Source organism: Seonamhaeicola sp. ABD4_175 (assembly GCF_056160885.1).
The window spans coordinates 265,046-288,940 of record NZ_JBSWYC010000003.1 but is presented as its reverse complement, the minus strand read 5'-3'; the positions used below and the strand labels follow the sequence as shown (position 1 = coordinate 288,940).

23 protein-coding genes are annotated in these 23,895 nt (G+C 32.1%); 8 read left to right on the top strand and 15 right to left on the bottom strand.

What is annotated here, in order from left to right; genetic code table 11:
• Window positions 1-30: 30 nt before the first annotated feature.
• Genes ACXAG4_RS11085 through ACXAG4_RS11075 form a run of 3 tightly spaced genes read left to right on the top strand, consistent with a single transcriptional unit; the run spans window position 31 to window position 2,414 of the window.
• The gene (locus ACXAG4_RS11085; RefSeq protein WP_475296157.1) at window positions 31-567 is read left to right on the top strand and encodes an ATP-binding protein; all 537 of its coding nucleotides are present in this window, start codon (window positions 31-33) and stop codon (window positions 565-567) included.
• Window positions 551-2,065: a PIN domain-containing protein gene (locus ACXAG4_RS11080; RefSeq protein ID WP_475296156.1), complete on the top strand. Its 1,515-nt coding sequence runs from the start codon at window positions 551-553 to the stop codon at window positions 2,063-2,065. Before ACXAG4_RS11085 ends, ACXAG4_RS11080 begins: the two co-directional genes overlap by 17 nt.
• Entirely contained in the window at window positions 2,043-2,414 is a 372-nt protein-coding gene (locus tag ACXAG4_RS11075) for an ASCH domain-containing protein (RefSeq protein WP_475296155.1), read from the top strand. The genes ACXAG4_RS11080 and ACXAG4_RS11075 overlap by 23 nt, the downstream gene beginning before the upstream one ends.
• Before the next feature lie 133 nt (window positions 2,415-2,547).
• On the opposite strand, the gene ACXAG4_RS11070 is transcribed toward ACXAG4_RS11075, so the two are convergent.
• The 6 genes from ACXAG4_RS11070 to aroC all read right to left on the bottom strand — a co-directional run bounded on the left by ACXAG4_RS11070 (window position 2,548) and on the right by aroC (window position 8,659).
• On the bottom strand, window positions 2,548-3,708 hold the full coding sequence (locus ACXAG4_RS11070) for a flavohemoglobin expression-modulating QEGLA motif protein (protein WP_475296154.1): 1,161 nt from the start codon (window positions 3,706-3,708) through the stop codon (window positions 2,548-2,550).
• A gap of 75 nt (window positions 3,709-3,783) precedes the next feature.
• Window positions 3,784-4,611: an N-formylglutamate amidohydrolase gene (locus tag ACXAG4_RS11065; protein WP_475296153.1), complete on the bottom strand. Its 828-nt coding sequence runs from the start codon at window positions 4,609-4,611 to the stop codon at window positions 3,784-3,786.
• Entirely contained in the window at window positions 4,604-5,767 is a 1,164-nt protein-coding gene (locus ACXAG4_RS11060; RefSeq protein ID WP_475296152.1) for a sulfurtransferase, read from the bottom strand. The genes ACXAG4_RS11065 and ACXAG4_RS11060 overlap by 8 nt, the downstream gene beginning before the upstream one ends.
• A gap of 5 nt (window positions 5,768-5,772) precedes the next feature.
• On the bottom strand, window positions 5,773-6,282 hold the full coding sequence (locus ACXAG4_RS11055) for a hypothetical protein (protein ID WP_475296151.1): 510 nt from the start codon (window positions 6,280-6,282) through the stop codon (window positions 5,773-5,775).
• 14 nt (window positions 6,283-6,296) lie between these two features.
• Entirely contained in the window at window positions 6,297-7,334 is a 1,038-nt protein-coding gene (gene gshB, locus ACXAG4_RS11050) for a glutathione synthase (RefSeq protein WP_475296150.1), read from the bottom strand.
• A gap of 263 nt (window positions 7,335-7,597) precedes the next feature.
• Window positions 7,598-8,659: a chorismate synthase gene (aroC, locus tag ACXAG4_RS11045; protein WP_475296149.1), complete on the bottom strand. Its 1,062-nt coding sequence runs from the start codon at window positions 8,657-8,659 to the stop codon at window positions 7,598-7,600.
• A gap of 187 nt (window positions 8,660-8,846) precedes the next feature.
• On the opposite strand from aroC, the gene ACXAG4_RS11040 reads away from it, so the two are divergent.
• The 5 genes from ACXAG4_RS11040 to ACXAG4_RS11020 all read left to right on the top strand — a co-directional run bounded on the left by ACXAG4_RS11040 (window position 8,847) and on the right by ACXAG4_RS11020 (window position 12,551).
• The gene (locus tag ACXAG4_RS11040; protein WP_475296148.1) at window positions 8,847-9,689 is read left to right on the top strand and encodes a UDP-2,3-diacylglucosamine diphosphatase; all 843 of its coding nucleotides are present in this window, start codon (window positions 8,847-8,849) and stop codon (window positions 9,687-9,689) included.
• Window positions 9,690-9,855: 166 nt separating this feature from the next.
• Complete coding sequence (locus ACXAG4_RS11035) at window positions 9,856-10,344, top strand: hypothetical protein (protein WP_475296147.1); 489 nt, start codon at window positions 9,856-9,858, stop codon at window positions 10,342-10,344.
• A gap of 138 nt (window positions 10,345-10,482) precedes the next feature.
• Window positions 10,483-11,544 (top strand): ThuA domain-containing protein, encoded by a 1,062-nt coding sequence (locus ACXAG4_RS11030; protein WP_475296146.1) that lies wholly within the window; start codon window positions 10,483-10,485, stop codon window positions 11,542-11,544.
• A gap of 12 nt (window positions 11,545-11,556) precedes the next feature.
• Window positions 11,557-11,976, top strand: a complete 420-nt coding sequence (locus ACXAG4_RS11025) for a DUF1801 domain-containing protein (protein ID WP_475296145.1) — start codon at window positions 11,557-11,559, stop codon at window positions 11,974-11,976.
• Window positions 11,977-11,999: 23 nt separating this feature from the next.
• The gene (locus ACXAG4_RS11020) at window positions 12,000-12,551 is read left to right on the top strand and encodes a hypothetical protein (protein ID WP_475296144.1); all 552 of its coding nucleotides are present in this window, start codon (window positions 12,000-12,002) and stop codon (window positions 12,549-12,551) included.
• Between the two features lie 4 nt (window positions 12,552-12,555).
• Here the strand turns inward: ACXAG4_RS11020 and ACXAG4_RS11015 are convergent, their stop codons facing one another.
• The 9 genes from ACXAG4_RS11015 to ACXAG4_RS10975 all read right to left on the bottom strand — a co-directional run bounded on the left by ACXAG4_RS11015 (window position 12,556) and on the right by ACXAG4_RS10975 (window position 23,857).
• Window positions 12,556-14,082, bottom strand: a complete 1,527-nt coding sequence (locus ACXAG4_RS11015) for a GH3 family acyl-acid amido synthetase (RefSeq protein WP_475296143.1) — start codon at window positions 14,080-14,082, stop codon at window positions 12,556-12,558.
• Between the two features lie 19 nt (window positions 14,083-14,101).
• Window positions 14,102-15,241, bottom strand: a complete 1,140-nt coding sequence (gene bshA / locus ACXAG4_RS11010) for an N-acetyl-alpha-D-glucosaminyl L-malate synthase BshA (protein ID WP_475296142.1) — start codon at window positions 15,239-15,241, stop codon at window positions 14,102-14,104.
• 20 nt (window positions 15,242-15,261) lie between these two features.
• On the bottom strand, window positions 15,262-18,216 hold the full coding sequence (locus tag ACXAG4_RS11005) for a glycoside hydrolase family 3 N-terminal domain-containing protein (protein ID WP_475296141.1): 2,955 nt from the start codon (window positions 18,214-18,216) through the stop codon (window positions 15,262-15,264).
• Window positions 18,217-18,344: 128 nt separating this feature from the next.
• Window positions 18,345-19,568: a phosphoserine phosphatase SerB gene (gene serB, locus ACXAG4_RS11000; protein WP_475296140.1), complete on the bottom strand. Its 1,224-nt coding sequence runs from the start codon at window positions 19,566-19,568 to the stop codon at window positions 18,345-18,347.
• 78 nt (window positions 19,569-19,646) lie between these two features.
• Window positions 19,647-20,132 carry an ABC transporter ATPase gene (locus ACXAG4_RS10995; protein ID WP_475296139.1) on the bottom strand — a complete coding sequence of 162 codons (486 nt, stop codon included), beginning with the start codon at window positions 20,130-20,132 and terminating at the stop codon, window positions 19,647-19,649.
• A 25-nt stretch (window positions 20,133-20,157) separates the two neighbouring features.
• Window positions 20,158-20,937 (bottom strand): (Fe-S)-binding protein, encoded by a 780-nt coding sequence (locus ACXAG4_RS10990; protein ID WP_475296138.1) that lies wholly within the window; start codon window positions 20,935-20,937, stop codon window positions 20,158-20,160.
• 15 nt (window positions 20,938-20,952) lie between these two features.
• On the bottom strand, window positions 20,953-21,582 hold the full coding sequence (locus ACXAG4_RS10985; RefSeq protein ID WP_475296137.1) for a hypothetical protein: 630 nt from the start codon (window positions 21,580-21,582) through the stop codon (window positions 20,953-20,955).
• A gap of 21 nt (window positions 21,583-21,603) precedes the next feature.
• Window positions 21,604-22,911 carry a 4Fe-4S dicluster domain-containing protein gene (locus ACXAG4_RS10980; RefSeq protein ID WP_475296136.1) on the bottom strand — a complete coding sequence of 436 codons (1,308 nt, stop codon included), beginning with the start codon at window positions 22,909-22,911 and terminating at the stop codon, window positions 21,604-21,606.
• 10 nt (window positions 22,912-22,921) lie between these two features.
• The gene (locus ACXAG4_RS10975; protein WP_475296135.1) at window positions 22,922-23,857 is read right to left on the bottom strand and encodes an MlaD family protein; all 936 of its coding nucleotides are present in this window, start codon (window positions 23,855-23,857) and stop codon (window positions 22,922-22,924) included.
• Window positions 23,858-23,895: the final 38 nt, after the last annotated feature.

The following is a 23,895-nucleotide window of genomic DNA, read 5'->3' as shown; positions in this document are numbered from 1 at the left end:
AATCGTTGTGCAACATACTGAACCAGCACTATGAATGAAAAGAAAATAATATTTGTCGGAGGAATACACGCAGTTGGAAAAGGAACTGTTTGCAAAGAATTGGCAGAAAAATTCAATTTTGAACATTTGTCAGCAAGTCAGGTACTTAAATGGAATGAAATAAGTGATTCTAAGAATAAAAAAGTTCAAAATTTCTCGACTACTCAGGAAAGATTATTGACCAACCTAAATAGAATTATTAATCCGAATAAAAAGTATTTACTCGACGGACACTTTACTTTGCTAAATTCAAACGGAGAACCTGAAAAAATAGATGAATCTACATATATTGGAATACAACCAGAATCTATAATATTATTGACTTGTGAACCCAAAATAATCTTTGAAAGATTAAAACAAAGAGATGATACGAGATACAAGTTAAGCATTCTCGAAAAAATGCAAAAAATGGAAATCGAGAACGCTAACTACATTTCAAAAAAGTTACAAATACCTTTGTTTACTGTTATCGATGGAAATACGAGTTCAATAATGGAGCATTTAAAAAAATATGAGAATACTAATTGACACCAACATAATTATTCATCGAGAAGCTAATCGAGTTGTAAACGAAGATATTGGTTTACTTTTCAACTGGCTCGATAGATTAAAATTTGAAAAATGTGTTCATCCTCTTTCCATTGAAGAAATTTCTGGTTATCAAGACAAGAATGTAGTCAAGACAATGAAAATTAAAATTGCTAACTACAATTTATTAAAAACAGAATCGGCAGATGACCAACTAATAGCTCAAATACGACAAACCGACAATTCATGTAATGATTTTATTGATACGAGTATAGTAAAAGAAGTTTACAATAATCGTGTTGATTATCTTATAACAGAAGACAGAGGAATCCATAGAAAAGCCAACTATTTGGGTTGCGCAGAAAAGGTTTTCAAAATCGACGCCTTTTTGGAGAAATGCATCGCTGAAAATCCTGATTTAAAAAGCTATCAGGTATTAGCAGTAAAGAAAGAATACTTTGGTAATATCAACATAAATGATACATTTTTTGACTCTTTTAAACAAGACTACGATGAATTTGCAGACTGGTTCAATAAGAAAGCTGACAACATCTCTTATGTATGTATTACAGATGGAGATGTAAAAGCATTTCTATACTTGAAACAAGAAAACACCGATGAAATTTATAGTGACATCGAACCTTCATTTCCTCAAAAGAAAAGACTTAAAATTGGAACGTTTAAAGTAACTTCTACAGGATATAAATTAGGAGAAAGATTTCTTAAGGTAATATTTGACAATGCACTACAATACGATGTAGAAGAAATTTATGTTACAATTTTTGATAAAAGAGATGAGCAACTGCGACTTATTTATTTGCTTGAAGATTGGGGATTTAAACATTGGGGAACAAAAACAACTGATAATGGTATTGAACAAGTCTATGTTAGAGAATGTAAACCAACACCTAATCTTCAACAACCTAAATTATCATTTCCTGCTGTATCGAAGAATACGACAAAATGGATTGTTCCAATTTATCCAGCATATCATACGGAATTATTTCCCGATTCAATTCTAAACAACGAATCACCACAGGATTTCACCGAAAATAAGCCTTATAGAAACGCTATTAAAAAAGTTTATATCTCACGTTCTATTAATAGAAATTTGAATGGGGGTGATTTAGTCCTTTTTTATAGAACCAAGTATAACGGTCCAGCTCATCACACGTCAGTTATTTCGACTATTGGAGTGATAGAAAATGTCATAACTGATATTAGAGATGAAAACCATTTTATCGAACTCTGTCGAAAAAGAAGTGTTTTTGACAATAATGAACTGAAAAAGCATTGGAATTGGAATAAATATAGTAGGCCATTTATTGTAAATTTTTTATATATTGAGTCATTCCCAATGCCAAAAGTTAACTTAAAGAAATTGAGAGATTTAAACATTTTACAAGATGCACCACGAGGTTTTGAACCAATAAGTGATGCTAAATTTGAACAAATACTAAAAGCAGCAAGAGCTAATGAAAGTTATATTATCGATTAAACCAGAATTTGCAGATAAAATATTTAATGGCACCAAGAAATTTGAATTTCGCCGAACATTGTTTAAAAATAAAGAGGTTAAAAAGATTGTTGTTTATGCATCTGCACCAATTAGCAAAGTAATAGGCGAATTTGAGATTGATAGAATCTTTCACGACGAATTAGACCAATTATGGAATCAAACATCAAAATTCTCAGGAATTTCAGAAGATTATTATATGCAGTACTTTAATGGAAAACAAAGTGGTTATGCTATAGAAGTTAAAAATCCGAAAAAATATAAAAACGGACTTTGTATCAAGCAAAATTTCGGGTTAAACCCGCCACAGTCATTTGCTTATTTGAGATAAAGTAAGTTGCACAACAACGTATATAAACACCCCTCAAAAATTCACTTCAAACTCTTTAAGTTAAATCAAATTAGTAACTACAATATAAAGTATGGTGCAATATTTACTAATTAAACATAAAACTTAGTGAGCATCACTTTAAATTCCGTAAAATAAAATCTACCGTTTTATTGGTATTATTATTAACCGCGTAAGCATCGGTAATATGTTTTGCAGGTGTAGCTAAACCTAAATTTATAAGTGTTTGTATTTGATTTGCATACTCTAAAGTTACTTTACCTGTTAGCAACAAACTTAAATCTTTGCCTTGGTTATAGTAGTCATAAACTTTTTTTAAACCTGTTAAATATAAATAATCTTTAGTAAAACCACCACCACGATGTACTCTAAGCGTTATAAAAAATGCCTTTTCTCTATCTAAATCATATTGATTATGCAATAGCCTAAAGGTTTTTGAAAACGAATACCCTTTTGCTAAACTATCAACAGCAATAACCCTGTAAGCCAACTCTTTTAAGCGTTTTATTGTAAGGTTATTGCTCATATATTCTGAAAAAACAGCTAATCCTTCTTGTGTTTCTTCATTATTTGGAAACCCATGCGAAAATATTTTTAGTGTATGCAATTGCGCATTCATGGTGGTTACCATGTGTACACCAATTTCATGATTAGTTAACACTGCTATTTCATTATCAGAATAGGTGTAATTACTATTTAAAACTAATGTTTGTACATTATTTAATACCATTGCAATGGCTGATATTTTGTTGGAATGTGCAATTTTATAATCAAAATCATATCGTTTTGAGTAGTCTCTAAAAAACGTTTCAGAAGCTTGTGCACTATACTTTGGTTCAAACATACCAACATCAGCAGGTTCTTCTTCAAAATGTAAAATAAACTTAGCGTTTTCAACATCTTGCTCTGTAGGTGTACAAAAACAACGTAAACAATCATAATAAAACTTTTTACCACTACCAATGTTTTCAATACACTGAATTAAACCTGAATATTGGTAAATAATATCTTCATATAATTTTCTAATGGCATTATTTTCAATAGCTTCTAAATTATTCTCAAATAATTTCCTATGAAGTTTGTACCTGTCAAAATTTATGTTTGGGTATTTAAAAACAGGATCGGTTAAATATTTTGAAGCAAAAAAACGTTGTTTTTCTTCTTCAATATTAACAGGATTAACAAAGCTTAAAAGTTCTATTTGTTTTACTAATTTATCAATATTAGCATCAATTGTTATAAGTGCTTTGTTATCTATATTACTATCTATATTCATGATGTTTTTTTGAAAATAATTTAAAGTGTTGCAAAGTTTATTTTTAAATGTAAGCCACTTTAACACTTTATAGTTTTAACACATTACATTGTAAACATGGTTGGCATGTGTTTCAATATGTGTTTTTAATTGGTTTTCAACGGCAGTAACTACCTCTGGATATATAATTTGATTTGTTTCATCACAATATACTTTGGCTATTTCGGTGGCTAAAACTAAGGTGTTATTAAAGTGATTGGTTATGTATTTTAAAAAATAACCATTACCAAAAAACGTGTCGTTTATTTTAGCAGTTTGTGCTATTCCGTTTGGTAGTTTTATGCTTTCAAGATTTTGTCTCCATAACTCAATAACCTCTCCAAATCGTTTATTATCTAGGTTTGTTGTACCTAAATTCCATGTGGGCACTTCCCTATCCCAACGCATCCAATTATAGCTATGGATATCATAAACCGTACAGAAACCAAAAGTTTTTTCTAAAGTTTCAATAAGTGTGTGTATTACTTTGTAAAAATTGGTGTGTTTATTTAGGCTTTGTTTTTTAGCAGCTTCAGTTAATGGTGTTTTCCAGAGTTGTTTACCCCAAGCCGTTGTAAAAATGGCTTCTTCTGGTGTACGGTTTAAATCGTATTCAAACCTAGAATCGCACCCAGCAATAACAATTGGGTGACTTTGTATCATGGTTTTTGTTTCGGGGTCTTCTTCATACCAACGTTCATAAGCAGTATGTAAACAATTACTCCAAAGGTCTTTTCTAAATTGATGTCCGTTATGAATAGCTGCACAAGCATAAGGCACATAGCTTTCAATTTTTATAGTAAAACTATAATCTGAAGCCACGGCATGAAATGTTTTTTTATTGGCAATATTGGTAATTATATTTTCAACACTAAGCTTATTCATGCTTCAAAATATGCTGTAATTGATTATAAACTACTTGTTCCATGGTGTTAAAATCTCCATCGGCAAATGCCATGAGTTTAATATCGGCAAATAAATCGGCCAAATCATTTCTAAAATATTCATGTGCTTTTACTGCTTCAATAATATTTTCAATGCTTTGGTAATCGTTATCTTTTTCAAAACGATCATGCACCAATTTGTACACATTTTTATCAACTCTATTTAAAATATAGTCTTTTTCTTTGTTGCTTTCATTTAAATCTGAATGCGCAACATAAAGTAAAATATAAGCTAATAATTGTTGCTTTGTCCATGTGCTTGGGTGCTCCATACTTGCCGGTACTAATGTGCCCCACTCTGTCCAAGAACCATCATAAACAGCTACATTTTTATATCCTGAAATTTCAGCACCTAAAGCCAATACACAAGCTGTAATACCAGACCCACATGAAAAAATAACAGGCTCGTTTTTACTTTTAATTACGTTTGAAAATGCTTTAGCAATTGTTTCTTCATCTTTTAAAACACCATTTTTTAACAGATTAGTAAACGGTAAATTAACAGAATTTGGAATGGTACCCGAACGCAAACCTGCTCTAGGTTCTGGTTCTTTTCCTGAAAACCTGCCTTCAGAACGAGCATCAATAATTGTATGTGTTTTATTGTTTGAAGCTTGTTTTACATCATTAAAAAACATCATATATTCTGGTTGAAGATTAGCTATAAAATCACCTTTTTCACCAGTATAAGGCATTGCTTTTTCTGTTTGAAGATTACTTTTTAACCAAGCAGGAAAACCGCCATTTAAAATTGCTACATTATTGTAACCAAATGCTTTAAACAACCACCATACGCGGGCACTAGAATAAATACCTTTATCATCATAAACCACAATGGCACTATTATTATTGATGCCTAAATTTTGAGCTTCGGTTTGAAATTGTTTTTCCGAAGGAAATGTACTAGGGAACGCGCCACTAATATCACTAAACGTTTCTTTTATATTAAAAAACCGGGCTTTAGGAATTTGTATAGAATCTGCGTTTAATGTTTTTGCTATGGTGCCATCTAACACCACTAAATTTGAGGCGTTAATATTATTATTTAGCCATGTTACCGATACAACCGGATGTAATAGTGTTAGTTGATTATTCATAATTATTAATAAAATGCTTTATATGTTTCTGGTATAAAAATCCATTTATTGTTAACTTTAAAAAAGGCATCTCTTCCTTTTATTAATTTACCTTCATTATTAATAAATTGAATGCCGTAAACAACAACATCATTATTAATAAACTCATGTAACATGCTATAATTTTGTGGGACACCTCCTAAATGACGCCACTCTACCAACTGCATTTTATTTGATGACACAATGGCTATTTTGTCGGTTTTATTATCTAATAGCATTAGGTTTTTTGGCATCTCATCAACCACAGCCCACCTACTTTTTGAGTATTTAAATAATTGTTCTGTTACTAAACTATCTTTTGCTATAAATTTTATATCTGCTTTTGTGGGTTCAAATGTTTTAAAAAAAGAATAATCAGTATCTTTTTGCAATTTTGTCATGATACTTAAAAGCTCTTTTTTTGGTGTTTTTTCTTTTTTACATGAAATTAAAAACACCCCCAAGCAAGCAATAGCTATTATTAATTTTCTGTACATTGGTATTTAAAATTTTAAGCGTCTTGTACGGCTTTACGTAAGCGTTGTCTTCTATCAAAAGCTTGTAATTTATCTAGCACTTTCATTTCTAGAAAATCTACTACTTTTTCTTCAATTTTAGTTTTTAATTTATATACTTTATTTATGTATGTAATACCTCCGGGAGACATTACATTAACCTCTACCAGTTTACCACCAATAACATCAATACCCACAAAATAGAGCCCGTCATTTACTAATTTAGGTCCAATTTGTTTGCACAATGCTTTTTCTTCTTTACTTAGTGTGTGCCTTTGTACGCTGCCTCCTGCGGTAATATTAGATCTGTGATCTTCATTACCAGGAACACGTTTCATAGCGCCAATGGGTTCTCCGTTTAAAAGTAGAATACGAACATCGCCTTTATCGGCTCCTTCAATATAATCTTGTAATATCACGTAGTTTTTAGTACCATCTCTATTGGTTATGTAAAAATCTAACAGCGAATTAATATTACTCATTGCCGATTTTTCAATAAGAATAACGCCAGATCCGCCATAGCCATTTAAAGGTTTCAGTATCATTTTATCTGCCTTAGACTCTTTAATTTGCCTAATCAAATAATTTTTACTTTTTGAAACATGCGTGGCAGGTATTATATTGCTGTGCGCATCACCAAAGGCTGCAGTATAGAGTTTATTATTTGCTTCGCGAAGTCCTTCTAAAGAATTCATTACAAAAACATCATCTTTAACAGAATCTAGAAAATTAAGCATTAACGGATCTAGCGGCGGATTTGCTCTAAAAAATATAACATCAAACCCCGCTAACGGTAACATTTCTTTTCTAAATTCAACCTTATTATAAAACGATTTTAGCGCTGCTGGTGTTTTTTCCATACGCTTAATAACCGAACAATTTGCTGTTGTAACACTGTTTCGTATGGTTAAATCTGCTGGAACACACATGGCTACACCGTGGTTACGTTTTACACATTCTTTAATTAATGCTAATGTTGAATCTTTTTCTGGGTCTATTTCTTCCCAAGGGTACATTAAAAAGCAAACATTCATGTTTGTTATATTTTAGGGTGTTTAATTTTATTGATAGCTAAAGTTAACCATTTTTTTTAGTTACATAAAGCCAAAGCACTTTTTTAACCTGCTTTTAATAACATGCTAAATTTGCCTACTTTTAATAGTTATTTAATAAGAAACACAGCAAATTAACCTCTTAAATTATTAATGCATCATTTTAAGAGTGATGCAATAACAAAGATGTTAAGCTTTATGCTAAACAAAAAAGAATTTTGATTTTACTACAATGCAAAAAGCTATTAAGAATGCATTTTGTTTATTAGGTAGTAATCTGCTAAAACTAAAGCTGCCATAGCCTCTACAATAGGTACGGCGCGTGGTACAACACATGGGTCATGACGCCCTTTACCTTGCATTTCAACGGTTTTACCATGTTTATCAATAGTTTCATACTTTTGAATTAATGTGGCTACCGGTTTAAATGCTACATTAAAGTAAATATCCATACCATTGCTTATACCGCCTTGTACACCACCTGAATAATTTGATTTTGTACTACCATCATTATTAAATGCATCATTGTGTTCACTGCCATACATGGTACTACCGTGAAAGCCACTACCGTATTCAAAACCTTTAACAGCGTTTATTGATAACATTGCTTTACCTAATTCGGCATGTAATTTATCAAAAACAGGCTCGCCTAAACCAACAGGTACATTTTTAATAACACAGCTTACAATACCGCCAACGGTATCTCCTTTACTGCGCACTTCTTTAATATAATTTTCCATTTGAGTTGCCATTTCAGGGTCTGGGCAACGTACAATATTTTCTTCGGCTTTAGCCAAATTTAAATCTGTATAAGGCTTATTAAGTTTCATGGTTCCTACACCAGACACATAGGCTGTTATTTCAATACCTTTAAGTAATTGTTTGGCAATGGCACCTGCTACTACTCTACAAGCGGTTTCTCTTGCAGAACTACGTCCGCCACCACGGTAATCTCTAAAACCGTATTTTTTATCGTACACATAATCGGCATGACTTGGCCTGTAGCTATCTTTTATATGCGAATAGTCATGAGATTTTTGGTTGGTATTTTCAATTACAAAACCAATTGGTGTTCCTGTAGTTTTTCCTTCAAAGATGCCTGAGTGAAATTTAACTGTATCGGGCTCTTTACGTTGTGTTACTATGGCAGATTGCCCTGGTTTACGCCTATTTAACTCGTGTTGAATTGCATCTAAATCTAAAGCCACACCAGATGGACAACCATCAATTACGCCGCCTAAAGCGGACCCGTGAGACTCTCCGTAAGTGGTTAAATTAAATAGTTTTCCAAAGGAATTTCCTGCCATAACAAAAATTTTGTGCTAATGTAAATGTTATATCACAAAAACAAAAATGAAATTGCCTGAAACAAACTATATAAACACAAAAAATGGTAACAATAGCTTAACAATATTCTCATATATAAATAATTATGTGGTAATGATTACATAATAGTAAAAACTGTTATTTGTATAAACCATTAACTCCCTAATATTGAAAGTAAAAAGAAAAATAGAAATTGCCGTTATATCTGATGTTCACCTAGGAACATACGGATGCCATGCTAAACATTTGTTAACATACCTTAATAGTATTGAACCTAAAAAATTAATATTGAATGGTGATATTATTGATGTTTGGCAATTTAGTAAACGTTATTTTCCAAAATCACACTTAAAGGTGATTAAAAAAATAATGGATATGGCTTCTGATGGCGTTGAAATTTTCTACATCACGGGAAATCATGATGAAATGCTTCGTAAATTTAGTGGTACAAGTATTGGTAATATTGCTATTGTTGATAAGCTTGTTTTAAATTTAGATGGAAAAAAAGGGTGGTTTTTTCATGGTGATGTTTTTGATGTCTCTATACAGCAAGCAAAATGGGTAGCTAAACTAGGTGGTTACGGGTACGATTTACTTATTTTAATAAACAGACTTGTAAATTGGTATTTAGAAAAACGTGGTAAAGAGCGCTATTCTTTCTCAAAAAAAATAAAAAACAGTGTAAAAAAAGCGGTTAAATTTATTAATGATTTTGAAACCGTAATATCTGATTTAGCCATTGAAAACGGTTATGATTATGTGGTTTGCGGCCATATACATCAACCTAAAATGGAATACAAAGAAAATAAACACGGAAAAACCATGTACTTAAATTCTGGTGATTGGGTAGAAAACTTTACCGCTTTAGAGTATCAATTTAAACGCTGGAAAATTTACAACTACAACAAAGACAAACTGGCGCCTTTTTATATTGATGATTCTATGGAAGACTTAGAAGTTAAAGATTTAATTGCTGCCATTACCATTGTAGACAAACACGAAAAAAACTAAATCACAACAACTACTTAAAAAACAAACACTTACCTATTATATTGTTTTTTTAAGCACAAAAAATAAATATTACATAGTTTTTGGCGTTATTTTTGACAAAAATCTAAACAAGGTATTTTAACGTACTTTATTTTAGAACATCAATTAAAACAAAAAATTAATTTTTATGAAAAAACTATGTATTGCTGTAATAGCACTAGTATCATTTGTATTTACAACAAACGCGCAAAGTATATCTGAAAATGCTTTAGGTTTACGCTTAGGTGATAGCGACGGCTTTGGTGCCGAAATTTCATACCAAAGAGCTCTTGGTGATAGCAATCGCTTAGAGTTTGATTTAGGCTGGAGAGATGGAAACAACTACGATGGTTTTAAACTAGCTGGTTTATACCAATGGGTTATGCCTTTAGATGGTAACTTTAACTGGTACGTTGGTGCTGGTGGTGGTATTGGCTCTTTTAGTATTGATACACCAGGTAATGATGTAACAGACACGTTTATTTTTGCTGCTGGTGATATTGGTATTGAATATGATTTTGACATTCCGCTGCAGTTATCATTAGACTTCAGACCAGAAATTGGTTTTGGTGATGATGTTTATGATAACAACGATTTAGATTTTGATATTGCTCTTGGCATCCGTTATCAATTCTAACAAAACACAAAAAAATATCATAAAGCGCCTTATAATGGCGCTTTTTTTATTGTATAAATTTTTACGGTGAAATATTTTGAACCATTACTTAAACTCAATTAATTATCTTTAAAAATCAATTACACTAAATATTACACCATGAATATTAAACACATTTGCTATTTTTTTATGTTTTCAATGTTGCTTTTCAACTGTAAAAACAACACTAAAAAACAACCTGAAACACCACAAAAGCAAAAATTAAAAGCGCTCATTTTAGATGGCGAAAACAACCACGGTGTCTGGCCAAAAACAACCTTTATGATGAAAAGTTATTTAGAAGAAACTGGCCTTTTTGAAGTAGATATTACCAGAAAAACATACACTTGGATTGGGCCACATTACAATGAAATTGAAGGCGTTACAGATATTAATAAACTACTAACGCTCTACCCTTTAAATGATGGTGTAAAAAGAACAGCTGTTGAAGAACCTAGGGAAGACCCCAATTTTAATCCAGATTTTGAAAACTATGATGTTGTTATAAATAATTTAGGTTGGAAATCTTCAAATTGGCCAGAAGCCACTAAAACAAAATTTGAAAACTATATGAAAAATGGTGGTGGTTTGGTGGTTGTGCACGCAGCTAATAATGCTTGGGGGCAATGGGATGCATACAACAAAATGATTGGCTTAGGTGCTTGGGGCGATAGAAATGCACAAACAGGCCCGTACATTTTTTATAATGATGCTAATGAAGTTGAACATGACCCATCTGAAGGTATCTGCGCTTCGCATGGGGCTCAATATGAATTTCAAATTCAAACCAGAGCTGAAAATCATCCTATAATGAAAGGATTACCAAAACTATGGCTACACACAAAAGACGAACTTTATGATAGAATGCGTGGTCCTGGTAACAACATGACTATTTTAGCTACAGCCTATTCTGATGTTAAAAAAAATGCACCACCTTGGAAAAAAGACGTAACTGGAACTGGAAGGCATGAGCCTATGTTAATGGCTATAAATTACGGTAAAGGCAGAATATTTCACTCTGCTCTTGGGCACATGGATTATTCGTTTGAATGTGCTGGTTTTATAACCACATTTCAACGCGGTGCTGAGTGGGCTGCTACAGGAAAAGTAACTCAAGAGATACCTAAAGATTTCCCAACGGCAGACAGTACAAGTGTAAGAAAGTGGGTTTATAAACCTTAATTTATTTGTAGAATGAAGCTAATTACTAACAAAAATGTTAGCATTGTTTTTAATAACTACCCAGAACATGTAAAACCTAAAATGGATGCTTTAAGAACATTTATAATTGATGTTGCAAAAAATATTGAAGATATAGATACCTTAGAAGAAACCTTAAAATGGGGAGAACCTAGCTATATAGCCAAACACGGAAGCACCTTAAGAATAGACTGGAAAGCCAAAACCCCCAACACATATTGTATTTATTTTCAATGCAATAGCAAATTAGTAACCACATTTAGGTTATTGTACAAAAATATGCTAAGTTTTAACGGTAACCGAGCCATAGTTTTAAATTTAAATGAATCACTACCCAAAAACCTTTTACAACCTTGTATTGTAGCTGCTTTAACATATCATAACGTAAAACATTTGCCCTTTCTTGGTATTTAATAGTATCTTTATAAAAAAACACATTGCTACATAAAATTCCTCAAAGCATAACAAAAGAAGTAAAAACAGCGCTAAGTTTTTTTCCTGAATTAGCTAAAACACCTATTGAATTTAAATTCAAAAAAAATATAAAAAAATCTACTATGCAGGCACAACCTAAATTGGGTAGTTTTTTTAAACCAAAACACAAAAGACATTATATTATTTTAATTAGTGAATCTTTTAAAATAGCTGATAAAAAGTTTTTAACAAAGCACATACCTTCTGATATATTCATAGGTTGGATTGGTCATGAATTAGGTCATATTATGGATTATAAAACACGCAGTAACTTCAACTTAATTCAATTTGGTATTAAATATTTACTGTTTGAAAAACATATTGTAGAAGCTGAAAGAACCGCTGATACTTTTGCTGTAAACAACGGTATGGATAAGTATATTTTAAAAACGAAAAACTTTATTTTAAACCATGCTGATATTACTGAAAGCTATAAAAAACGTATAAAACGTTATTACTTATCACCCGAAGAAATCATGGAATTGGTTAATAATCGAAATAATTTAAAAAGTTAAAATGTTATTGTGATTTTACAAAAGTTTCCCAAGCTGTAAAGGTGTCTTCACCCATTACACGTTCCATTTTAACTTGCCCACCTTTTTTCTTGTTTTTTGCGTTCCATTCGTAAAACATTTCAGGGCTTACCAATGTAACTTTTACGCCTTTTAATGCTTTACTTCTGGCTACTTTATAGTTTTTATTAGCTGTTTTTAATGCTTCATCTAAAGCATTTGCAACATCTGTTTTATCTAAATTTGTATTGTCTGCTCCTATATACCAAAAATGATAAAACTCATCATCATCACCACGTTTTGCACAAATGGTGTATTCTGTAATTTTAGTAGAAAACGTATCTTCTAAACTCTTCATTGCAGCATCCATTTTATTAACAGATAATTGAGAACCGACCGTATTTAAAAAAAATTTTGTACGGCCTGTAATTTTAATTTCAGCACCTTCAATGTTAGTAAACTCAATGGTATCGCCAATTAAATAACGCCATGCCCCACTAACGGTGCTTATAATTAACACATAATCTTGCTCTAATTCAACATTTTCAAGCGTTACAACGGGTGCGTTTTGAGCTAAAGAACCATCTTGATTAATAAATTCTGGTTTAAAAGGCACAAATTCAAAATAAATACCGTGGTTAGTATTTAATTCCATAGCCGTAGTTTCTGGTCTGGTTTGTGTTGCTATATAACCTTCGGAAGCCAAATAAGTATCTATAACTGTAACTGGTTTTCCCATTAAGGCATGAAAACTTTTTTCATAAGGCCCAAAAGCTACACCACCAGATGTATAAACCATCAAATTTGGCCAAATATCATGAATATTGTTCAAATTATGATATTCTATTACTTTTTGAAGCATTAACTCTATCCAAGACGGAATACCGCTTAATGCACCAATATCCCAATCTTTAGCACGTTTAGCAATTTGTAAAACACGTGCATCCCAATCGTCAATTTTAGCAATATTTTCACCCGGTTTATAGTAGCTTTTAAACCAAAATGGAATATTACTAGCGCTTATGCCGCTAATTTCGCCTTCAAGAAAATCGTTATGTTCATTTAAATCGGTTGAGCTTCCTAACATCATGATTTCTTTTTCAAAAAAATCTGCTGGAAAGTCAAAGTTTTTAAGTGCTAAAACCTGCTTAATTCCAGATTGCCTAATGGCAGCTATCATAGCATTGGTTACTGGAATTCGTTTGCTAGTTTTACCTGTTGTGCCAGAGCTTAAGGCAAAATAGTTTAAATCTCCCGGCCATGTTACATTGGTTTCACCTTCATGTAATTTGTGCCACCATGCTTGGTGCATGTTATGATAATCAAAATAAGGAACTGTTTTTGAAAATGCCTTTTGAACATCTTCTGAAGCTAAAATATCCTCAAAATTGTAATGTTTACCAAATGCTGTGTTTTTGGCTGTTTCTAAAAGTTCTTTTAATACATTTTTTTGAGATTCTACATGATTTGTTTCCGAAGAAAACGTATCAGACAACTCAATAAAACCTTTAATTAAACTTCCTAAAACGGCCATGTATGTGTTTTTTAAATTATTAAAGTACCAAACATTTACTTAAAGTATCTTGATAAATAGCTTCGTATTGCGGTACTATTTTATGTAAATCGAATTTTAACGATTCTTTTCTGGCATTATCTTTAAATGTTTTCAATCTTTCATTGTCACTTAAAATATGAAGTGCATTTTTAGTCATATCATCAATATCTCCAACATCACTTAAAAATCCTGAATAACCATGTACATTTACTTCGGGTATGCCGCCTGTATTACTTGAAATTACAGGAACACCCGATGCCATAGCCTCTAAAGCCGCCAACCCAAAACTTTCGGTTAATGAGGGCAGTAAAAACAAATCACTAAAGCACAATATTTTGTCTATTTCATTACTTCTTCCAAAGAAAATAACCCTATCTAAAATACCTAAATCTGCACATTGTTTTTCAATGTTTTCTTTTTCAGGGCCTTCTCCAATAAACATTAATTTAGCCGGAATTTGCTTTTGAATATTATAAAACACACTAATAACATCATGCGCACGTTTTACAGGGCGTAAATTACTAATATGAGTAATTATTTTCTCGTCTTCATTTGCCATAATATGGCGTTGGCAATCTGTAAAACCTTGGTTACTATATTTTTCTAAATCAATAAAATTTGGTACTACATTTATACTTCTTTTTATATCAAATAACCTTAATGTATCATCTTTTAAACTTTTAGAAACGGCTGTTACCGCATCAGATTTGTTGATGCTAAAAGTAACCGCTGGTTTGTAAAACGGATGACTACCTACAAGTGTAATATCTGTACCGTGTAAAGTAGTTACAATAGGCACATGAATACCTTCTTCTTTTAACATTTTTTTTGCCATGTATGCAGCATAAGCATGCGGTATTGCATAGTGTACGTGTAAAATTTCAATATTGTGAAGCTTTACCATATCTACCAATTTACTTGACAAAGCCAACTCATAAGGTTGGTAATGAAATAATGGATATTCTGGTACTGTAACTTCATGATAATGCACGTTATTACTTATTAACTCTAACCTAACGGGCTGATTGTATGTTATGAAGTGAATTTCATGCCCGCGTTTAGAAAGTTCTAACCCTAACTCTGTTGCAACTACGCCACTACCACCAAATGTTGGGTAACAAACTATGCCTATTTTCATTGGTTTTATTTTATGCTTTATTAATTTTCAATGGCTTCATAAATAAAGCGTTGAATTTCTGTTCTTATATTTTCTCTTAGCAGCAAATTTTTACCTGCGTTTGGATACGTTCTGTTAGCTAAAAACACGTATACTAAATCGGCTTCAGGATCTGCCCAAGCGTAGGTTCCTGTAAAACCAGAATGCCCAAAACTTGACATAGATACACAACCGCATGTTGGCCCTTCTTCGTCTAATTGCGGTTTATCAAAACCAACACCGCGTCTGTTTTTATTTTCACAAAAATAGCAGGTGTTAAACTTATCTATTGTTTCTGGTTTAAAATAACGCTTACCGCCATAAAACCCTTTTTGTAAAAACATTTGCATAATTTTAGCAACATCATTAGCATTACTAAAAATACCTGCATGCCCGCCAACACCATTTTGCATTGCAGCACCCATATCATGTACAAAACCATGCACTTTTTGATGGCGGTAATAGTCATCAATTTCTGTAGGTACAATTTTTTTACTGCTTATTTTGTAATATGGATTGTACAGCGTGTTATTTGCCCCTAAAGACTGATAAATATGATCTTGCACTAACTCGTCTAGAGGTTTGTCGTAATGTGTTTCAATAAATTTCTTTAAAATGTAATAAGGAAAATCACTGTAGCGGTAACGTAATCTATCTAATAGTTCTGAATCTTTTATAATTTTCTGAATAGAATCCTGATAATCAGACCTTAAATACATGTTTTTTGTAACTTCAATATTAAACTGATCACTCTTTTCTGATCGATAATATTTTTTACTTGGTTTTTTTGTTATGGTGTCTAGCGTATGATAATAAAAAGGTTCCCAAGGGCGTAATCTTGCATAATGTGATAGCATTTGCTTTATTGTAATATTGGCTTTATTACTGGTTTTATATGCTGGTAAAATTTCTGATAGCTTGGTATCTAAAGACACAATACCTTGCTCTTCAAGTTCCATTAACAAGGGCAATGTAGCTAATATTTTTGTTAGTGAAGCTACATCATAAATAGCATCAAAAGTTACTTTTTGGTTGCCTTCATAGGTGTGTTTTCCAAAGTTTTTATTGTAAATAACTTTACCTTTTCTGGCAATTAATAGTTGTATACCTGGTGTCATTTTACCTTTAACAGCTAGGTTTGCCATAGAATCTACTTTTTTTAATTTTTCTGAACTCATTCCCACACGCTCTGGAACGGTATAACCTAAACGACTAATTTGATTGTAATGAATACCTTCATTTACACTAAAATGCCCTACTGAAACCGGTAAATTTCCTTTAGCGGCCAAAGCACCGAAAATTATTTGAGCCGATTTTTGTTGAGCTATTTTACTGTTTTGATAGCTCACAATAATACTTTCAATATTTTCAATACTTTTAATGTTTGATAGTGCATAGGGGCGCACAAAAACATCTAAAATAACATTGTGATTTCTTGCTATTTCTTGTAACCAAACAATTTCTTGATTTGTAAATTTATAGGCTTTCCAAGGGTTAGCATTGGAACGATGAAAACCAACCACTACCGTATTATACGATTTTAGCTTTTGTATTAAGTCATCTAAATTATTAGATTTTATTTGATGTATTTTATTATATTTTTTTAGTTCATTATAAAAAACACTTCCATCATCATCACCCAAATGCACATAAGCCATCGTTTTAGTTTCTAACTGCATTAAAGGCAATAAATTATTGCTATTTTTTACAACGGTAACTGCATTTTCAGTAAGTTCTTCATATAATATGTCGTCTTGTTGCCTGTTTAAATCTTCAACTAAATTGTGAATACCAATAGGTTTATAATTATTTAAACCTACTTTATACTTAGCTTGAAGTATTTTTTTAACAGAATGTGCTAATCTATCTTCAGAAATTATTTTATTATTATAAGCATAAACAAATCTGTTAATAGCTTGTTCTGGATTTTCAGACATTAACATGACATCATTACCTGCTAAAAAAGCAAGCAAATCTACCTCACCGCCTTTAGGTAAGGTTTTAGGAGCAATACCATCAACCGCTTTTTCGGCATAATTTGCAGCGCCTTTCATGGTTAAAGCATCTGTGAAAATAAGACCTTTAAATCCTAACTTTTCTTTTAAAATATTAGTAACTATATGTTTTGATAGAGATGAAGGGTAATTTGTACGAGGCTCTAAACTTGGCACACTCAAATGAGCCACCATAACACTTGATAAGCCTTCTTTTATTAACTTTCGGTATGGATAAAGCTCTATAGAATCTATACGTTTTTCATCAAAATTAATACTTGGTAAGGTTTTATGAGAATCTGTTTCAGTATCTCCATGTCCTGGAAAATGTTTTGCATTTGCTAAAACACCGGCGTCTTGCATACCTTTCATAAAGGCTAATGCTTTTTCCGTAACATTATCTCTATCTTCACCAAAAGAACGATTTCCAATTATTGGGTTGTTGGGGTTTGTGTTAATATCTACAACAGGCGCAAAATTAAAATGCACCCCTAACCTTTTATTGTGCTCACCTATGTGCTTGCCTGCGCGTTCAACAAGTTTTGTGTCTTTAATAGCACCTAAAGTCATATTCCACGGAAAAGCATATGTAGAATCTAATCGCATGCTTAAACCCCATTCTGCATCCATACCAATTAATAATGGTACTTTGGCTGCAAATTGTAGCTCGTTATTAAGTTTTGCTTGCCTTACAGGACCGCCAGTTGAATAAATAACACCTCCAATATGCGATTTTTGAATAAGCTGTACTACCTTGTTTTTTTCAGCTAAACTTTGGTTAGACATTACCTGCACCATAAACAACTGCCCTACTTTTTCTTTTAAAGACATGTTGTTGTAAATGCTATCTACCCATTTTTTTTGAGATTCAGCATCATCTGTTAATAACGGATTTGGTGTATTTTGTGCATATAAGGCACTGAATATAAATAAGAAAAAACTATATATAAAGATTTGACGCATAGGTGTATTTTTTGGCTTATTAGCTTTGTTTTATTTACACTAATAATCATGCCAAAATACTACTTTTAGCAACAAGATAAAAAGACTTTAAGATAGTTTTATAAATAAGAAATTAACCACGTTTTAGGTTACTCTATTAAATCGATATGCCTATCGTGGTAACCTAAAAGATACAGTACGCCATCTAACCCAATACTAGATATTGAGCTTTGTGCATTGTCTTTTACTTTTGGCTTTGCATGAAATGCAATACCTAAACCGGCAAGATTTAGCATTGGTAAATCATTAGCGCCATCACCAACAGCAATGGTTTGGCTAATATCAATACCTTCTTGTTCGGCTATTTGTTTTAAATATTCAGCTTTCTTTTCGCCATTTACAATTTCACCTAAATAGTTACCTGTTAAAGCACCATTTTTTATTTCTAATTGGTTAGCATACACATAATCTATACCCAATTCTTTTTGTAGATAATGCCCAAAATATGTAAAACCACCAGATAAAATAGCGGTTTTAAAACCGTAGTTTTTTAGGGTATCTATTAATCGTCTGGCTCCTTTTGTAATAGGCAAATTAACAGCAACATTTTGCAATACATCTTCACTTAAACCTTCTAAGAGTTTCATGCGTCTTTTAAAGCTTTCGTTAAAATCAATTTCGCCTTGCATTGCTGCTTCGGTAATGGCTTTAACCTGTTCACCAACACCTGCTAATTCTGCTAATTCATCAATAACTTCGGTTTGAATTAAGGTAGAATCCATATCAAAACACACTAAACGTCTGTTTCTTCTAAAAATGTTATCTTCTTGAAAAGCAATATCAACATCTAATTCTTGCGATATTTGCATGAATTTCTCTGTAAATTCAGCTTTATTATCAATTCTTCCTCTAATAGATAATTGAATTGATGCCCTTGGATAATCGTCTTTTTTAACCAGAGATAAACGCCCAGTTAAACGCTTAATAGCATCAATATTTAGGTTTTTTTCAGAAATTATTTCTGTAACCCTAGATATTTGTTCGGCTTTTAGTTTTTCTCCTAAAATGGTAACTATGTACCTGTTTTTTCCTTGTTGGTTTACCCAATCTTCATAATCTTCAAGAGAAATTGGTGTAAATTTGCAGTTAATACCTAACTCATAGGCTTTAAAAAGTAAATCTTTTAATACGGCTGCCGATTTTTTTTTAGATTTCACTTCAAACATCATTCCTAAAGAAAGTGTATCATGTATGTTTGCTTGCCCAATATCTAAAACTTTGGCATTGTATTGCGCTAAAACAGCTGTTAATGCCGATGTTAAACCAGGTTTATCTTGTCCGGAAATATTTAGTAAAAAAATTTCTTTAGCCATAATTTAGTTGTTTCACTTTTACGGTTGTAAAAATGAATATTCTAATTGAAATATGAAAGTGATTTTATGCAGAATTAATTATTTAATAAATCTGTTGTGCCAACTTTCACTTGCAGGCACTTCCCAATTTTCTTCAAACTCTGCTTTATTTGCTACAAGGTTATTAAAAACAATGGTGTTTTTAGACACGGCCTTGTCTTTTGCCATTTGTTTAAAATCTGTTAATGATTTATAGGCTATAAATTCACCTTGTTTGTAAGACACATTCATTTTATCCATTAAATCAACATTATAGGTTTTTTCTAACTGCTGAATAAAATGTACTGAAGCATCAATTGAACAGCCTGTAGCTGCATTTAAATTTTGATTTAACCCCAGTATTATGAATCGTTTGTATTTAATTTGATAGCCCGCCTGTAAATTTGAACCATGTGCAGTCCAGTTTTCTATAAACGTGTTTAGTTTTGATGAAATTTGAGCAATTTCATCTTCGGTAAACGAACGGTTTGCTTGATATATCCAGACTCTTGAGGATTCTGGTAATGTATTAAAATCTACTAACATTGTATAAATTGTGAATTTACCTAAATTATAATTCTTCAGAATTTGCTATAAGTTCAGCAATATCTAAAACGCTTATTTCGGCTTCTTTTTCTTTAGCTTTTACACCATCAGTCATCATTGTATTACAGTACGGGCAGCCCGTTGCTATGATATTTGGTTTGGTTTCAAGCGCATCTTCGGTTCTTAACACATTAATATCTTTATCTCCTTTTTCAGGTTCTTTAAACATTTGTGCACCACCAGCTCCACAACACAAAGCTGTTTGTTTGTGGCGTTTCATTTCTATTATTTCAGCATTCGTATTTTTTAATACATTTCTAGGTGCATCAAACTCATTGTTTGCTCTACCCAAATAACACGGGTCATGAAATGTAATGCGTTTGCCTTTATACAAGTTACCTTGTAGCGTTAAACGGCCTTCTTGTATTAGTTGTTGAATAAATTGCGTATGGTGCAATACTTGATAATTACCACCTAAACTTGGATACTCATTTTTTAAACAGTTGTATGAATGCGGATCGCAAGTTACAATTTTTTTAACCTGGTAAGCGTTTAAAACTTCAATATTCATTACTGCTTGCATTTGAAACAAAAACTCGTTTCCGGCGCGTTTTGCAACATCGCCCGTGTTACTTTCTTCGGTGCCTAAAACTGCAAAATCTACATTGGCTTTATTAAGAATTTTAACAAATGCTTTTGTTATTTTTTTTGCTCTATCATCATAGCTTCCTGCAGAACCAACCCAAAATAAAATTTCTGGTTGTTTGCCTTCGGCCATAAATTCTGCCATTGTTTTAACTATCATACTCAATGGTTTTTATTAGTTCTCTGTTTTCTTTTTACTTTCAAGCATTAAATCTTGCTTGTAAGTTTTAGCTGCTTCTAGCAAATCAGACGATAATACTTGATAAAATAAAGGTGAATTAGCATCATAATTTACAACAACCCATTCATTATTTGTAGCATCTTCTTTTAAGAAAATGGTTATTCTATCGCGCATTAAAACATTCATGCTATTACTTGATGTAAACTCTACATCCATGCCTTGAGCTTTCATTATTGGAATCATCATTTTTTTTGATTCTTCGTCAAACTCTTGTTTTTTAAAGGTCATATTCATAGCCATATCATAGGTTACAAAAGCGTAAACTAAATTGTTGTTTTCGCCTTTAAACACTTCAGATATTTTATATGAAGGAGTTTCTTTTGGTAGTTCTATTGAAAACTCATCATTACCTTCAAACGTGCCTTTTATAATTGGTAGCATTTGTTCTTTTGGTACTAAATCAAACACTTTGGGGTGTGTCATGTTTAACAAAGATTCAAAATCTTTGTTTAAAACATCGGTAAACATTTTGTCTGCCATTGCTTTAACTTCGGCCTGTTGCGCGTGCATTAACAATGGGAAAAATGCTATTAAAAATGCTACGGTTTTAAAAAAGGTTTTCATGTATGTATTGGGGTTGTTTGTTTATTCGTCTTTCCAGTTTAATCTGTCCATTTGGTTATATGGCCAAGGGGCGCCGTTGTTTTCAATGTTAGTCATCATATTATTTAATTCAACGGGCGCTGCACTTTGTTCCATTACTAGGTAACGGCGCATTTCTAAAATAATTGATAATGGATTGATGCTTACAGGACATTCTTCTACACAGGCATTACAAGTGGTACATGCCCAAAGTTCTTCGTTTGTAATATAATCACCTAAAAGTTGTTTTCCGTCATCTTTAAATTCGCCATTGTTAGCGTCAATATTTTTACCAACTTCTTCAAGACGGTCTCTGGTATCCATCATAATTTTTCGTGGCGATAACTTTTTACCTGTTAGGTTAGCAGGACACGCCGATGTACACCTACCACACTCTGTACAAGTGTAGGCACTTAAAAGTTGTACCCAATTTAAATCTTGCACATCACTTGCTCCAAATTTAGCTGGCATTGCTGGTTCAGCGCCTTCTGGTGGTGGTGCAAAAGGGTCTACGTTAGGGTCCATCATCATTTTAACCTCTTTTGTAACCGCCTCTAAATTATTAAACGCTCCTTTAGGTTTTAAGCTACCATAATAGGTGTTTGGAAATGCTAAAATTATATGAAGGTGTTTTGAGAAATATAAATAGTTTAAAAATATTAAAATACCCACTATGTGTAACCACCAAGCGGCTCTTTCAATTATGTGTAATGTGGTTTCTGGCATGCCATTAAATAATGGTGCTATAAATTGACTAATTACGTTACCGTTATTCATGTTTTGGAAGGTAACATCGGTAGCATTCATTACTAAAAATAGTGTCATTAATACCATTTCAAAATAGAGAATGAAGTTACCGTCATTTTTAGGCCATGTGGTCATTTCACTTTTCCAAAAACGACTTAGTTTCATAACATTTCGTCTTATCCAGAAAATAACAACTGCAACAAAAACTAAAAAGGCTAAAATTTCAAAAATGCCAATTAATACGCCATAAATGGGGCCAATACCCGAAAACGCTCTGTGTGTACCAAAAAGCCCATCAATTATAATTTCTAAAACTTCAATATTAATTATTATAAAGCCTACATAAACAATAATATGTAAAACACCAGCTATGGGCCGTTTTACCATTTTACTTTGCCCTAAGGCAATCATTGCCATATTTTTTAAACGTTCCTTTTTATTGTTTGAAACGTCTACATCTTGCCCCAGTTTTATGTTTCTTATTAGTTTTTTAACGTTTTTTGCAAAATATCCTATGGCTACAATTAGCAGGATAGCAAAAATGATATTTGGTAGGTATTGCATACTATTACTATTAATTTTCTTTAGAATAAGGAATTTCTTTTTTAGAAAGAATTCTAAAATAACGTTTTGGATGTAGTTTAATGTCTCTTAAAAGTTCTTCTAGCTCGCCAGTGGCACCTTCAATATTATTATACAAACCATCGTCTTTTAAAAGTTTGCCCATTGAGCCTTTTCCGCTTTCAACACTTGCTAAAATATTGTTGAAGTTTTTTAAAGTAGCTTCTAAATTTGCAACGGTAGCACCTATATTGGCGTTTGCTAAAGAATCTGACACTTTTGAAAAGTTTGCCGAAATATTATCTACATTACTAAGTGTGTTATCTAATTTGGTTTTGTTTTCTGTAACTATGTTATTTAATGTGCCAGATGTTTGCTTGAAATTAGCAAGCACCGCATTTAAATTAGCCAAACTGCTTTTTAAATTGTTTTTTGTTTGGGCATCAAACACTTCGTTTATATTTTTTAAAAGTTCTTCGGCTCGAATTAAAGTACCGCCAAGGCTTTCTTGCAATGGTGTTAATTTTTGGTTTACAAGCTCGCTTAATCCGGCTTTTACAGTGCCTTGTAAATCGTCTCCATTTTTAGCAATTTCAGCATTATCAAAAGCAGGTACAATAGCCACGGCTTTACCTCCAATTAAGCCAGCTTCATACAACTCAGCTTTACTATTTTTTGAAAATTGATAATCACTATCAACCAACAATGTTACTTTTAATTTTGCAGACCCATCTCCTTTAAAACTTATATTGGTTACTTTACCAACTATTAATCCATTTATTGTAACCGGCATTGAAGGTGTTAAACCTTCAACATTATTGTATTCTGTATAAAATGTTCTGGAATTATCTAATAAATTTTGACCTTTTAAATAATTAAAACCAAAAATTAACAGTACAATACCTGATATTACTAATAAAGCTGTTTTTACTTCTCTAGATATTTTCATTGGGTTGGTTTAGTTTTATTGATTTTGGGCTATTATTT

Coding starts and splice junctions, on each gene's coding strand:
- ACXAG4_RS11085 (WP_475296157.1), top strand. CDS start 31: ATGAATGAAAAGAAAATAATATTTGTCGGAGGAATACACGCAGTTGGA.
- ACXAG4_RS11075 (WP_475296155.1), top strand. CDS start 2,043: ATGAAAGTTATATTATCGATTAAACCAGAATTTGCAGATAAAATATTT.
- ACXAG4_RS11070 (WP_475296154.1), bottom strand. CDS start 3,708: ATGAATATAGATAGTAATATAGATAACAAAGCACTTATAACAATTGAT.
- ACXAG4_RS10975 (WP_475296135.1), bottom strand. CDS start 23,857: ATGAAAATATCTAGAGAAGTAAAAACAGCTTTATTAGTAATATCAGGT.
- ACXAG4_RS11035 (WP_475296147.1), top strand. CDS start 9,856: ATGAAAAAACTATGTATTGCTGTAATAGCACTAGTATCATTTGTATTT.
- ACXAG4_RS11055 (WP_475296151.1), bottom strand. CDS start 6,282: ATGTACAGAAAATTAATAATAGCTATTGCTTGCTTGGGGGTGTTTTTA.
- bshA (WP_475296142.1), bottom strand. CDS start 15,241: ATGAAAATAGGCATAGTTTGTTACCCAACATTTGGTGGTAGTGGCGTA.
- ACXAG4_RS10995 (WP_475296139.1), bottom strand. CDS start 20,132: ATGTTAGTAGATTTTAATACATTACCAGAATCCTCAAGAGTCTGGATA.
- aroC (WP_475296149.1), bottom strand. CDS start 8,659: ATGGCAGGAAATTCCTTTGGAAAACTATTTAATTTAACCACTTACGGA.
- ACXAG4_RS11025 (WP_475296145.1), top strand. CDS start 11,557: ATGAAGCTAATTACTAACAAAAATGTTAGCATTGTTTTTAATAACTAC.
- ACXAG4_RS11015 (WP_475296143.1), bottom strand. CDS start 14,082: ATGGCCGTTTTAGGAAGTTTAATTAAAGGTTTTATTGAGTTGTCTGAT.
- ACXAG4_RS11080 (WP_475296156.1), top strand. CDS start 551: ATGAGAATACTAATTGACACCAACATAATTATTCATCGAGAAGCTAAT.
- ACXAG4_RS10980 (WP_475296136.1), bottom strand. CDS start 22,911: ATGCAATACCTACCAAATATCATTTTTGCTATCCTGCTAATTGTAGCC.
- serB (WP_475296140.1), bottom strand. CDS start 19,568: ATGGCTAAAGAAATTTTTTTACTAAATATTTCCGGACAAGATAAACCT.
- ACXAG4_RS11060 (WP_475296152.1), bottom strand. CDS start 5,767: ATGAATAATCAACTAACACTATTACATCCGGTTGTATCGGTAACATGG.
- ACXAG4_RS11065 (WP_475296153.1), bottom strand. CDS start 4,611: ATGAATAAGCTTAGTGTTGAAAATATAATTACCAATATTGCCAATAAA.
- ACXAG4_RS10985 (WP_475296137.1), bottom strand. CDS start 21,582: ATGAAAACCTTTTTTAAAACCGTAGCATTTTTAATAGCATTTTTCCCA.
- gshB (WP_475296150.1), bottom strand. CDS start 7,334: ATGAATGTTTGCTTTTTAATGTACCCTTGGGAAGAAATAGACCCAGAA.
- ACXAG4_RS10990 (WP_475296138.1), bottom strand. CDS start 20,937: ATGATAGTTAAAACAATGGCAGAATTTATGGCCGAAGGCAAACAACCA.
- ACXAG4_RS11030 (WP_475296146.1), top strand. CDS start 10,483: ATGAATATTAAACACATTTGCTATTTTTTTATGTTTTCAATGTTGCTT.
- ACXAG4_RS11005 (WP_475296141.1), bottom strand. CDS start 18,216: ATGCGTCAAATCTTTATATATAGTTTTTTCTTATTTATATTCAGTGCC.